This window comes from Micromonospora sp. NBC_00389 (genome assembly GCF_036059255.1).
In the GTDB taxonomy this organism is placed as follows: Bacteria; Actinomycetota; Actinomycetes; order Mycobacteriales; family Micromonosporaceae; genus Micromonospora.
In genome coordinates this window covers 2,158,870-2,170,914 of the sequence record NZ_CP107947.1, presented here as the reverse complement: position 1 = coordinate 2,170,914, position 12,045 = coordinate 2,158,870, and the positions used below count along the sequence as shown (strand labels likewise).

Sequence of the window (12,045 nt, the reverse complement as noted above, 5' to 3'; positions counted from 1 at the left end):
ATCGTCAAGGATTCTGTCTCTGGAGATCGTCTTGAATGGGCTGTCTTGAGATGACCGACTGGTCGCACCGCCCGTTGGACGAGATCTACGCGGCCGTGTTCATCGACGCCATCGTGGTCAAGGCGAGGAACGGGCAGGTCGCGAACCGGCCGTTCTACGCGGCGATCGGGGTCACCCTCGACGGGGAGAAGGACATCCTCGGGCTTTGGGCCGGCACCGGTGGTGAGGGTGCGAGGTTCTGGACGAGTGTGCTGACCGACCTGCGTAACCGGGGCGTGAAGGACGTGTTCTTCCTCGTCTGCGACGGCCTGAAAGGCCTGCCGGAGGTGGTCACGAACGTGTGACCGCGAAGATCGTGCAGACGTCTGCATCATCCATCTGATCCGCAACACGTTCCGGCTCACCTCACGGCGGTACTGGGACGAGTTGAAACACGACGGTTGGCGTGGGTCACAGCGGCCGTTGGGAGGTGTGGCGCAGCAGGGCGTCCACGACGGCCGGCCACGTCACGCGCGGCACGCCTTGACCGATGCCGGGCAGGGTGAGCAGCGTGGCGCCCGGGATCTCCGCGGCCAGCGCGACCCCGTTGCCGTGCGGGAAGAACGGGTCCTCGTCCCCGTGCACCACCAGGGTCGGCGCGGTGATCTCGTCGAGCCGCTCGCGCCACCGCGGTCGGCAGTCGATGGCCGCGAACATGCTGCCAAGATGGCTCGCACGCTGGGCTTTCGCCGTGCGTCGCGCTCGGTCGAAGACCGACCCGACCGCCGCCCGTACGTCCTGCTCGTCGAATCCCCGCGACCCGGACATCAGCCGCGCGGAACCGGTCATGTACCCGATCACGCTGTCGCGATCGGTCCAGTCCGGCCCCGTACGCCCGAACACCTGCGCCATCACCTCCGGCGCGTGGTCGGGCAGGTCAGGATCGACCAGCCCGGGCGCGACCGGACGGGTGGAGACCAGCGTGAGCGACGCGAGCCGGTCGGGATGGTCGAGCGCGAGCAGCTGCGCGATGAAACCGCCGATTCCCATCCCGACCACGTGCGTACGCCCCAGACCCAGCGCCACCACCAGCTCGGACGCGTCGGTCACCAGATCGCGCAGGTCGTAGGTGGGCGCGTCCGGGTCGACAAACGTCGACAGGCCCGCGTCGCGCAGGTCGTAGCGCACCACGTACCGCCCGGTCAGCGCCGTGCACAGCTCCTGCGGCCAGCTCAGCACGGTGATGCCGACCAGCAGCACCGGCGGATCCGCCGGGTCCCCGAAGGTTTCCACGCACAACTCGACACCGTTGACCTTGATCTGCATGTTCAGCTCCTTCCGATTCATCAGTTGGTACGTACCAGCGCCCGGAAACTCATCGGCCTGATCGAAACCCACCGGCCGAACGAACGCGCGACCGGGATCACTCAATGGCTGGGTTCCTGCGGCGCCTTGCGGGGCATCAGGGCGACGATCGGCAGGCTGAGGGCGGTGACGGCCAGAACGACGATGAGGGCAACGTTCATCGCATGGGCCAGTCCGGAGGTCGCGGCCTGGAAGAAGACCGACGTGACCGCGGCCGAGCCGATCGCTGAAGCGAGTTGCTGGATCGAGCCGAGCGAGCCACTGGCGCTGCCGGCTTCGTCTGGCTGCGCGTCGCCGAGGGCAACGGTGGGGATCGTGGCGAAGCAGAGGCCGGTACCGAGGCCGATGACGCCGAACGCCGGGGCCAGCGCCCAGAGGCTGACGTTCGTCCCGGAGTGATCGACGAGGGCCAGGACCCAACCACAACCGACGAGGGTGACGACCAGGCCGATGGAGACGAGCCTGCGACCGAGCTTGGCGACCAGGCCGCCCATGGCGGCGAAACTGGCGGCGATGAGCCCCAGGGTGAGCGGCACCAGGCCGAGCGAGGCGTCCCGCGGGCTGGCGTGCAGTCCCTCCTGCAGGAACAGCGACAGCACGAAGAACAGGCCGGTGGCGGCGGCGAAGACGGCCAGGCCCACGATCATTGCGGAGGTGAAGCCTCGGTTCTTCAACAGCGAGGGCTTGATGAGCGGGTGGGTTGCGGTGCGCTGACGGTAGGCGAAGGCGGCGAAGAACAGGACGCCGGCGGCGATCGAGGCGACAGCGACGGCGCTCCAGCCGTTGGTCGAGCCCTCGATCAGGCCGTACAGCAGACCGAGCATGGTGACCGCGAGCAGGCCGGAGCCCCAACCGTCGACGACGGTGGCCCGGTCGCCGTCGTCGTCACGCGGCAGGATCTTGACGGCTATGACCAGCCCGATAGCGCCAAGGACGATGTTCGCGAGGAAGATCGGGCGCCAGGACAGGCCGAACAGGTCGGCGTCGATGATGAATCCGGCCAGGACCGGGCCGCCGACACTGGAGATACCGAGAACCGGGCCGAACAGCCCGAACGCCTTGGCGAGCATGTCGCGGCTGAACGCTTTCGTCATGATCGCCATGCCTTGCGGGATGAGCATGGCCCCGAACGCTCCCTGAGCAACCCGGGCGGCGATGAGCAGGGTCGGATCGGGTGAGAACCCGATGACCGCTGAGGCCAGGGTGAACCCGCCCATGCCGATCAGGAAGAGCCTGCGTTGGCCGAACTTGTCACCCAGCCGTCCGCCGATCAGGAGCAGGACACCCATGGCCAGCATGTACGCCGGTCCCAACCACTTGATCAGACTCTCACCGCCGTTGAGCTCGCGGGCGATGGTGGGGGCCGCGATGTTCGTGATGGTCCCATCGATCACGTCGATGGCGTCGGCAAGCAGGACCAGCCCCAGGATCGCCCACATCCGGCGACTGGAGCGGCGTGTGGTGACTGTGCTCGGCTCCGTCAAGGTGGTCATGAGGAACGTCCTTCCCTTACCCCCGGGCGCCCTCCTGGGCGGCCTCACCTCCACTACGAACACCCCGGGTCCGATCCGACACCGCCTTCGAGATCTTTTCCAGAACGTCAGGCGCGCCTCTCGCCGGTTGCGGGATGCATCGGCGGGGCGCCCCGGGGCCGGTCGCCGCTGCGCGGAGTTTCGATCGGGATCCGTGGGTGCTACCGCAGTTGGTCGCGGCGGCGGGTCAGGTTGGCGGTCTCGGCGGTGTTGCCCGCCAGGTCGACGGCTTTGTCGTAGGCCGCGCGCGACTGCTGACTGCGGCCGAGCCGGCGCAGCAGGTCGGCGCGGGTGGCGTGGTAGGCGTGATAGCCGGCCAACGCCTCGGCGAGGCGGTCGACGATGGCCAGCGCCACCTCCGGTCCGTCGAGCTCGGCCACGGCGATGGCCCGGTTGAGGGCGATGATCGGCGAGGGGTCGAGGCGGACGAGTTGGTCGTAGAGGGCGAGGACCTGTGACCAGTCGGTGTCGCGGATGTCGCGGGCGGAGGTGTGCACGGCGTTGATCGCGGCGAGGACTTGGTAGCGACCCGGGGCCTCCCCGGCGGCGGCAGCGGCGAGGCGTTCGCGCACCAGCCGGTGACCTTCGGCGATCAGGTCCGTGTCCCAGGCCCCACGGTCCTGCTCGTCGAGGGCGATCAGTTCGCCGCTGGCCGAGATGCGGGCGGTGCGGCGAGCCTCGGTGAGCAGCATCAGCGCCAGCAGGCCGGCCACCTCGCCGTCGTCCGGCAGGAGCGCGCGGATCAGGCGGGTGAGCCGGATCGCCTCGGTGGTCAGGTCGTGTCGCACCGGGTCGGTGTCGGGGCCGCTGGCCAGGTAGCCCTCGTTGAACACGAGGAACAGGACGGCGAGTACGCCGGAGACACGAGCCGGCAGATCGTCCGCGGACGGCATCCGATACGGGATGCGGGCCGCCTTGATCTTGGCCTTCGCGCGGGTGATCCGCTGCTCCATGGTGGTCCCCTGCACCAGGAACATCAGCTACAGCTGTGACACCTCCGGCGGCAACTCGGGCTCGCCGGTGCTGAACGCCAGCCACCGGGTGATCGCCCTGCACCACCTCGGCGGTTGCCCGTCGAACCAGGGCGCGAAGGCACACCTCATCTACAACGAGATCGCCAGCCTGATCGACAACGGCTGACGGCAACTGACGACCACGGGCCGTCGGCGCGCTGCGCTCCGACGGCCCACCGGCATCCAGCCCCTGCCGGGGTCACGACCCCAGCGGTCGGGCCGCCCAGTCGGCGGCGAGTTCATCTGGGTCACCGGTCCGGAACAGCGGCGGCTCGTGCAGCAGGAAGTCGCGGTGACTGATGTTCCAGGCGTACGCCCCGGCCATGGCGAAGGCCAGCACGTCCCCCACGCCGATCGGCCCCGCGGTGGCCGAGCGGGACAGCACGTCCTTCGGGGTGCAGAGCTGCCCGACCACGGTGACCGGCCCTCCGTCGGTCCGTGGAACGTCGACACCCCGTCGCCGGTGCACGCGGAACGGCTGCGGGTGACCCTTCGCCACGGGTGTGCGCAGGTGGTGGGTGCCGCCGGCCACCACCACGAACCACTCGCCGTAGGAGCGTTTCACGTCGATCACCTCGGTGAGGTACGCCCCGCAGTAGGCGGTGACCGACCGGCCCGGCTCGATGCGCAGCCGCAGGTGCGTGTACGCGTCGACGACCTCCGCCAGCGCCCGGCCGTAGCTCACCCAGTCGAACCGTGCCGTCGGGTCGGCGTAGTCGACCGCCATGCCACCGCCGACGTCGACCTCGGCGGCATCGATCTCGCTGACGGACCAGCGGACCACGGCAGCGGCGACCTCGCCGGCGAGCGGGGCGTCCAGCCCGCTGGCCAGGTGGGCGTGGATTCCGCGTACCTCGATGCCGGCAGGTGGGCGGCGGGCACACTCCACCGCGTCGGCCGGGTCCATGCCGAACGGGCTGGGTCCGCCGCCCATGACCAGGCTCGCCCCGGGCGCGTCAACCGGCAGGTTCACGCGCAGCAGCACCTGGGCCCACCTGCCGGAGGCGGCGGCCAGTGCGCCGAGACGCCGTAGCTCGGTCGGCGACTCGACGTGGATGCGGTGCACCCCGGCGGCGAGGGCGGCGGCGAGGTCCTCGTCGGTCTTGCCGGGCCCGGCGTACGCGGCCGGCTCCTGCCCCGGCAGCACCTCGGACAGCCTCCGCAGCTCGCCGCGGCTGGCGGCCTCGAACCCGTCGACAACCGGAGCCAGGGTACGCAGCACCCCCGGATCCGGGTTCGCCTTGACCGCGTAGAGCAGCTCCACCCGCCGTGGCAGCGCGGCACGGATGGATCGGACGTGCGCGGCCAGCCCGTCGAGGTCGTGGACGTAGACCGGTCGGGTCACCGTGGCCCGCCCATCGGGTTCGGCACCGGCACGAACGGCGCGGCCCGGTCGGCGTCGCGTCGCCACCGGACCAGCAGGTTCGCCTTGGCCACCAGCGGCTCCCCGTTCAGCAGCCCGCGCAGCTCGGGCGGCTCGCCGAGGTCGGCGGCCACCGCCGCGACGACGGCACGGAGCTCCTGCCACAGCGACCGTTCGATCGCCGGCTGCGCGTCGGCGAGCGCACCGCAGACGCCGGCCAGGTGGTTGACGAACAGGCAGTAGACGATTCGGCGGCGAGCGGCCCGCGGACCGTAGCCGGCCTGCGGTGGGACGCCGTCCGGCCAGGTGACCCACCGGTCGGTGTCCAGCTTCACCCCCTCCAGGTCGCGCAGCAGCATCCGTACCGGACGGCGCTCCCGGTCGAGCACCACGACCACGTTCTGCAGGTGTGCCTCGTGCACGACGCCGTGGCTGAGCCAGCAGCGCAGCACCGCCGGCACCAGCAGCCCGATGTACGCCCGCCACCAGGCCACCGGATCCGGTACCGCCAGCGGCGCGGCGGCCAACGCCGCCGCGAGGATCGGAGTGTCCCCGGGTCGCAGGTGCGGGCGCAGGCCGGTGCGCAGGATCGTCCCGTACGCCTCGTCCGCTCCCGGGAGGTCGACCGTGCGGTAGGCGGGCTCGGCCAGCAGCCCGACCCCGGCCGGCATCGGCACCCTGGCCAGCAGGTCGGTCAGGGTGACCGCGCCGGTGAGCTCGTACCGCGCGTTCTTGCGCAGGCAGTTGGTGATCCGGACGTGCAGGCTGGTCTTGACGAACAGATCGGCCTCGGGGGCGTAGAGGGTGCGGACGCTCGCCGTCGGCCGTACCGGAACACCGGACGCACCCAGGTGACGCAGCCGGGGATGCGCTGGCGGGATCAGCGACAGTTGCCAAGGGTGCACCGGCAGCACCCGGTGCCCGGCCGGGGGGCGCGGCGGGTCGAGGGCGGCGATGAGCGGGTCGAACGGCCCGGCGCCGGCGACGAGGTCGTCCGGCACGGCGAGCCAGTGCAGGCGGAACGCGGTACGCAGCTCCGGCGCGTACCCCCGCCAGATGTCCGGATCACCGCTGCGCCACTTCGGCGCCGGATGGTGCGGGTGGCCGAAGACCAGCGACTGCTCGGAGTCGACGTACGCGTCGATGGCCGGCTCGCCGGTGGGAGTGGGGTCCTCTGCCGGGCGCTCGGCCAGCAGCCGGGCCACCGTGTCGCGGCTGGCCCGGACCTGCCCGACGAACTCGTCGTTCACCAGGCCGGTACGGGCGGCGAGTTCCGCCGCGACCAGCGTGGCCAACCCGTCCGCGTCCAGGTCCTCCCACCGGCCGTCGTCGGCCATCCGCTGCACCGGGCCTGCGTAGCGGTGCGCGCCGAGCGGGGAGGTTCGCGCGACGGCGCAGCGCAGCGTCACGTCGAGGTGCCGCAACAGCAGACGCGCGGCACCGCCGGCCACGGTGGTGTCGCCGTCGGGCAGGGCGATCTCCCGCAGCAGACAGCCGAACACGGCGTGGGCGGTGGCCAGGTCGGCGCGCTGGCTGGTGTCGAGGCCCGGCCGGGAGCGCAACTGTGCGCTCGTCATCGTGTCTCCTGTAGGTAGTTCGGGCCGGTGCGCCGGTAGTACTTGTTGATGTCGGCGCAGCCCAGCCGCTGCTTGGGCAGCAGGGTGCCGGCGGTGAGCATCGCCTTGATGGGTAGTCGGGCCGCCTGGAGAACCCCCTCGGTGAAGGATCGCACCGCCGGCCCGTCGCCCCAACGGTCGCGGGCTGCGGCCAGCCGGGGTGCCAGCGCGGCGGCCGGTGACGGCACGGGCAGGCCTCGGGCGGCCAGGGCGATCAGGGGCGCCGCCGCGGCCAGGTGCAGGGTGATGGTGATGAACACGTCGGCGAGCTCCTGCGGATCGCGCGCCCACATCCGGTCGTCCCGCAGCGGGAGCCCGCCGGGACCGCGATGCCGGAGGTCCAGTCGGGCGCCGTCGTTGTCCTTGTAGAGCAGGCCGATCGACCCGTCGGGGTGCACCAGCAGGTGGATGTTCTGCGGGTGCGCCTCAAGGGCCACCCCGTGGCGTAGCCAGAGACAGACATGCCAGTCGAGCAGGAGGTCCAGGTAGGACCCGAGCACCCTCTCGGGCTGCCCGGCGCTGATGCGTTCGAGGACGGTGCCCGCGACCGGGTCGGGTGCGGCGAGGGCTGCGACCGGCACCACGTGCACGCCGGTCAGGTCGCGCGGAAAGCGGCGCAGCAGGAAACTGCGGCGCTCGTCGCCGTCGACGTGTGCGTAGGTGCTCTCGTCGGCGTGCCGGATCCGGCCGGTAAAGGCTGGTTCCGCGCTGGCGATCCGGTCGAGCAGCCCGGCGACCGCCGCGCCGTCGGCGAGCGAGCCCGGGTCCAGTGTCCGCCGGTTGCGGGCGCCGAGGCCCGCTGTCGGCAGCGGCAACTTCAGGTGAACGTACGGGTCGTGGTCGAGCGCCACCGTCCGCATGGAGAGGGTGGGCCGCGCGGAGAACGTCGGCAGGTCCGCCACCGGTAGCGCGTCGCGTGCCGCGATGAGCGGATGCACCGGCATCAGCAGCTGATCCTGGCGCTGTGCCCGCGGCCACCACGGCGGGAGATCACCGGTGAGCCGCACCTGTTCGGCGGAGGCGGCGTACCAGCTCAGCCGGAAACGCGGCGCGTGTTCGGGGGCGTAGCGGAGCAGTTCGTCGTCGCTGAGCCCCGGACGGGAGCGGTCGGTGGGGTAGACCGGATGACCGTGGTGCGCGGCGAGTACGTCGTCCAGGAGCGCCGCCGGCATACCCGTGGGGGTGATCGCGCGCTCGACGGCCACCTCGGCGAGCACCCGTGGCCGGGCAGCGGTGGCGAGCCGTCGCGCCCGCAGGTCGGCTCGGCACTCGGCTCCGAAGTCCCGCCAGCCTGCCTCGGCCTCGGAGTCGTCGTGCGGAGCGAGCAACGTCAGCAGCCCCTCCACGGTGTCCGTCCGGCGGGTGTCTCCGTCCACGACGACGTGCACCATCGGTGCGGCGCTGCGCAGGGCCTGCTGGAAGCCGCCAGCGCGGACCGGTATCCGCAGCAGCCCGGCACCGTGCGGCACCTCCCACCTGTCGGGGCCGTCCGGCCGGCCTCGGCTGAGCAGACCGAGGTGGTCCTCGCGCAGCAGGGCGTCGAGCACCCGGACGAACACCTCCCGCTCGCAGTCGTCGCTCACTCGACGATCGTCCACTGCAACCCTTGGTGGAAGGCGGCCAGCGACTCCCGGACGGTGTCCTGGTCGGGGCCGATCGCGTGCAGCGCGGCGAGGTAGTCGCGGTTCGTGCCGGTACGGTCCGCGATCCGGCCCAGCTCGCGCAGGGGTCGGCAGCCCAACCGGACCTCGCCGTGGACCGTGTCCAGTGGGCCGGGTGCGGCGGTGAGCCGGCCTGACCGGTCCGCGCAGACGTACTCGACCCGGGCGTACCGGTCGACGGTGGCGGGCAGGTCGAGGGCGGCCAGCGGCTCGCCGAGGTGCAGCCGGATGACGTACTCGAACAGCGGCACGCCGAGCAGCTCCGCGAGGATCAGGTCCATCCGGTCGCCGATGAGGCGGTAGTTCACCTCGATCAGCCGGACCCGGCCGTCCTGGACGACGTACTCGGTGTGGCAGGCGCCCAGGCCGACACCGAGCGCGTCGAGGCACGCCCGAAGCTGGGTGCTGATCTGCTCCGCCGGGGGCGACCAGTCGAGGCTCTCCTCGGTGAAGGTCGGTGGCGGGCCGAGGTGGGTGCGCCACCCGCCGAGGACAGCCAGCGCCGTACCGTCGCCGAGAGTGTCATGTGTCCGCAGCTCCCCGGCGAGGTACTCCTCGACCACCAGTGCCACATCCGGCCGCCGGCCACGGATCTCTGCGACCCGGGCGTCCAGCTCTCGGTGATCGGCCACCAGGTAGGCGTCCTCGCTGGCCACCCCCTCGCGGGGTTTGACCACCGCCGGGAACATCTCGCCCGGCACGGCGGGTGGGACACCAGGGTCGACGGCGACGGCGCGGACCAGGTCGAGCCCGGCAGCCTCGATCGCCCGGCGGGTGGCGGCCTTGTCCTTGCAGAGCCGGGCGGCGTCGGGATCGTTGCCGGGCAGGCCGAGCTTGCGGGCGGCGATCGCGGTGACCTCCTGAAGGTGGTCGCTGTTGGACAGTAGCGCCGCCGGTCGGTCCCCTGCTGTCGCCGCGACCACCGCTGCCGCGTCCCGGATCGCACACCGCACCACCGGCACCTCGGCCGGCCACTGCTCGGGCCGGTCGGTCAGCACGGTGACCGGCAGTTCGAGTGCGGCCGCCGCTGGGAGGAACCCTTCCAGGACGGCGTCGGTGGGGTTGAGCGCGGTGATGTACAGCCGCATACGGCCTCCGTCGAGGGCGACGATCGTCGTGATTAGGGTAGCCTACCCTTATTGTCAGGATGTAAGCGGCTTGTCCTGACTATCTGCCAACGGCCGGATCGGCTGGCCCGGGGCGCACGGACTCCGACCGCTGCGCCCGGTGCAGCAGCCCGGCGGCGACCAGGCCACCGACGAGCACAGCGGCAGCGCCCACCGTCTGCCCGGTCTCCAGCGCCGAGGCGAAGGCGACGGTGACGGCCTCCCGCTCCGGCCCCTCGCTGGCAGCGGCGAGCGCTGCGGGGAACGACCCGGCGCCGGCCAGGGCGGCGGGCAGCAGGGCGGCGAACCGGGCGTTCAGCACGGCGCCCAGCACCGCGATGCCGAGGCTGCTGCCGACCTCGGTCATGGTGCCGTCGACGCCGGCACCGGCACCGGCCTTCTCCGCCGGGATCGCGCTCATCACCGCCTCGACGATCGCCGGGTTGGCCAGCGCGCAGCCGACGCCCATGATGAGCAGCCCACCCAGCAGCAGCCCGTAGCCGTCGGAGGGGACGAGGGTGATCACCGCGAGGCCACCCGCGAGCAGCGTCATGCCGACGGCGATGGCGGCCGCCAGGCCGAGCCGACGGATCAGGGCGGCGGCGACGCCGCTGACGTTGAGCAGCACGATGGACAGGGCGAAGGGTGCCATCCGAAGGCCCGCCTCCCAGGCGGGGTAGCCGCGGACGAACTGCAGGTGCTGGGTGAGCAGGAACAGCGCGCCGGTGGCCCCGAACGTGATCAGGACGACCCCGGAGACCGCGCCGACGAAGCGCCGGTCCCGAAAGAAGTGCATGTCCAGCATGGGGTCGGAGATCCGCCGCTCCCAGCGGACGAAGAGCCCGAGCAGGAGCACGCCGACGGCTGCCGTGCCGAGCACCTCGGGCGACGCCCACCCCCGGTCCGGCCCGGAGATGATGGACCAGACGACCCCGGTCAGTCCGGCGGTGGAGAGCGCCGCGCCGACCACGTCGAGGCGGCCACCGGCCGGGCCGCGGGACTCGGGTATCAGCGCACGGCCGGCGACAAGGCAGACCAGCACGATGGGGACGTTCATCAGGAAGATCGCGCCCCACGGCAGGTGGGCGAGGATGGTGCCACCGATCGGTGGCCCGACGGCGAAGCCCAACGCGCTGGTGGCGGCCCAGATGCCGATCGCCCGGGACCGCTCGGCGCCGTCGAAGACCTGCATGGCGATCGCGAGGGTGGAAGTGGCCAGCAGCGCACCGCCGACGCCCATTCCGGCCCGGGCGGCGATCAACTGCCCGCTGGTGGTGGCGAGCCCGGCGGCGAGCGAGCCGAGTCCGAACAGGACGAGCCCGGCGGGCAACATCCGGCGGCGCCCGTACCGGTCCGCGGCGCTGCCGGCGGTGAGCAGCAGACCCGACAGCACCAGCGCGTACGCGTTGATCATCCATTGCACATCGGCGGTGCTGGCGCCCAGCTCGGTCGTGAGTACCGGCACCGCCACGGTCAGCACCGTGTTGTCCAGCACCACGACGAGTTGGGCGACGCAGAGCACGGCCAGGATGAGCCACCGGTGGGGCAACCGGGTCGATGCCGTGAGCGCGGCGGTCGGTTGAACCGCCGCGTGGGTGTTCGTCGACGTGTCGACGACCGCTCCGCGTCGGCCAGCGGGGGTCACGCCACGGCCTTCGCGGCTTTCCAGTAGCCGAGGAAGATCAGCTGGCTCTTGTCGACGCCCAGGGTACGGCGGATGTGCCGGATGATGCCGCGGGTGCTGGCCGCCTCGCAGGCCACCCAGTAGTGGGCGGTGTCGCTGGCCGGCAGGGTGGCGCAGACCGCGTCGACCAGGTGTTGACCCGCGTCGCGCCGGGGCACCCAGGTGACGTCGTGGTGCGCCCGAGCCCGTGGCGCGAGTGCCTTCTCACCCTCGTGGGCGTACTCCAGCCAGACCGTCGCCGGGATGTCGGCGCCGGCGTCGAGCAGGCTGTTCACCGCTGGCAGAGACGCCGCGTCGCCGACGAGGTAGAGGTGCTCGGGCGCGGGGTCGGGCAGTTGGTAGGCGCTGCCCTGGACGGTGGCGCCGATGGTGTCGCCGACCTGCGCCGTGGTGGCCCAGCGGGCGGCGCAGCCGTCGTGGATGGCGAATTCGAGGCTGAATCGGCCGGTGGCCGGGTCGGGGTCCACCAACGTGTAGGCACGCTGGTGCGCCCGGCCGTCGTTGTCGAACCACAGCCGGATCCACATGGTGGGGTGAACCCCGCACGCCTCCAGCAGGCCGCCACCGTCCAGGAGCAGCCGCTGGTAGTGCCCTCCGACCGACTCGGTGCCCAGCACGGTCAACCGAAAGTCCCGGCCTCCCATGGCCTTGAGGACCAGGGCCTCCCAGTTCCGTTTCACGCACCCTCCAAGTAAGGTCAGCCTTCATTAGGGCAGGGTAACCTAA

At 71.7% G+C, this 12,045-nt stretch carries 9 protein-coding genes and 2 pseudogenes; 2 read left to right on the top strand and 9 right to left on the bottom strand.

The window, feature by feature from the left end; all coding sequences use genetic code 11:
• Positions 1–47: 47 nt before the first annotated feature.
• Positions 48–438, top strand: a pseudogene (locus OG470_RS10365) (transposase); the annotation flags it as partial.
• Positions 439–450: 12 nt separating this feature from the next.
• Here OG470_RS10365 and OG470_RS10360 read toward each other — a convergent pair.
• From OG470_RS10360 to OG470_RS10350, 3 genes and pseudogenes are all read right to left on the bottom strand, one after another.
• Positions 451–1,305, bottom strand: coding sequence for an alpha/beta fold hydrolase (locus OG470_RS10360; RefSeq protein WP_328423103.1), 855 nt, complete (start codon positions 1,303–1,305; stop codon positions 451–453).
• Positions 1,306–1,406: 101 nt separating this feature from the next.
• Complete coding sequence (locus OG470_RS10355) at positions 1,407–2,837, bottom strand: MFS transporter (protein ID WP_328423101.1); 1,431 nt, start codon at positions 2,835–2,837, stop codon at positions 1,407–1,409.
• Between the two features lie 200 nt (positions 2,838–3,037).
• Positions 3,038–3,850: pseudogene (locus tag OG470_RS10350) on the bottom strand (RNA polymerase sigma factor); the annotation flags it as partial.
• Between OG470_RS10350 and OG470_RS10345 the strand changes: the two are divergent.
• Entirely contained in the window at positions 3,828–4,016 is a 189-nt protein-coding gene (locus OG470_RS10345) for a hypothetical protein (protein ID WP_328426881.1), read from the top strand. The pseudogene OG470_RS10350 and the gene OG470_RS10345 sit on opposite strands and share 23 nt — an antisense overlap.
• A 72-nt stretch (positions 4,017–4,088) precedes the next feature.
• Here OG470_RS10345 and OG470_RS10340 read toward each other — a convergent pair whose 3' ends face one another.
• The 6 genes from OG470_RS10340 to OG470_RS10315 all read right to left on the bottom strand — a co-directional run bounded on the left by OG470_RS10340 (position 4,089) and on the right by OG470_RS10315 (position 11,999).
• Positions 4,089–5,234 carry an alanine racemase gene (locus OG470_RS10340; protein WP_328423099.1) on the bottom strand — a complete coding sequence of 382 codons (1,146 nt, stop codon included), beginning with the start codon at positions 5,232–5,234 and terminating at the stop codon, positions 4,089–4,091.
• Positions 5,231–6,829, bottom strand: a complete 1,599-nt coding sequence (locus OG470_RS10335) for an IucA/IucC family protein (protein ID WP_328423097.1) — start codon at positions 6,827–6,829, stop codon at positions 5,231–5,233. The genes OG470_RS10340 and OG470_RS10335 overlap by 4 nt, the downstream gene beginning before the upstream one ends.
• The gene (locus OG470_RS10330; protein ID WP_328423095.1) at positions 6,826–8,451 is read right to left on the bottom strand and encodes an IucA/IucC family protein; all 1,626 of its coding nucleotides are present in this window, start codon (positions 8,449–8,451) and stop codon (positions 6,826–6,828) included. Before OG470_RS10330 ends, OG470_RS10335 begins: the two co-directional genes overlap by 4 nt.
• Positions 8,448–9,617 carry an ATP-grasp domain-containing protein gene (locus tag OG470_RS10325; RefSeq protein WP_328423093.1) on the bottom strand — a complete coding sequence of 390 codons (1,170 nt, stop codon included), beginning with the start codon at positions 9,615–9,617 and terminating at the stop codon, positions 8,448–8,450. The genes OG470_RS10330 and OG470_RS10325 overlap by 4 nt, the downstream gene beginning before the upstream one ends.
• A 79-nt stretch (positions 9,618–9,696) precedes the next feature.
• On the bottom strand, positions 9,697–11,184 hold the full coding sequence (locus tag OG470_RS10320; RefSeq protein WP_328426263.1) for an MFS transporter: 1,488 nt from the start codon (positions 11,182–11,184) through the stop codon (positions 9,697–9,699).
• 92 nt (positions 11,185–11,276) lie between these two features.
• Complete coding sequence (locus OG470_RS10315; protein WP_328423091.1) at positions 11,277–11,999, bottom strand: siderophore-interacting protein; 723 nt, start codon at positions 11,997–11,999, stop codon at positions 11,277–11,279.
• Positions 12,000–12,045: the final 46 nt, after the last annotated feature.

Bases quoted from the DNA above. Each gene is read 5' to 3' on its own strand.
- OG470_RS10355 (WP_328423101.1), bottom strand. From the start codon at position 2,837: ATGACCACCTTGACGGAGCCGAGCACAGTCACCACACGCCGCTCCAGT.
- OG470_RS10325 (WP_328423093.1), bottom strand. From the start codon at position 9,617: ATGCGGCTGTACATCACCGCGCTCAACCCCACCGACGCCGTCCTGGAA.
- OG470_RS10335 (WP_328423097.1), bottom strand. From the start codon at position 6,829: ATGACGAGCGCACAGTTGCGCTCCCGGCCGGGCCTCGACACCAGCCAG.
- OG470_RS10345 (WP_328426881.1), top strand. From the start codon at position 3,828: ATGGTGGTCCCCTGCACCAGGAACATCAGCTACAGCTGTGACACCTCC.
- OG470_RS10360 (WP_328423103.1), bottom strand. From the start codon at position 1,305: ATGCAGATCAAGGTCAACGGTGTCGAGTTGTGCGTGGAAACCTTCGGG.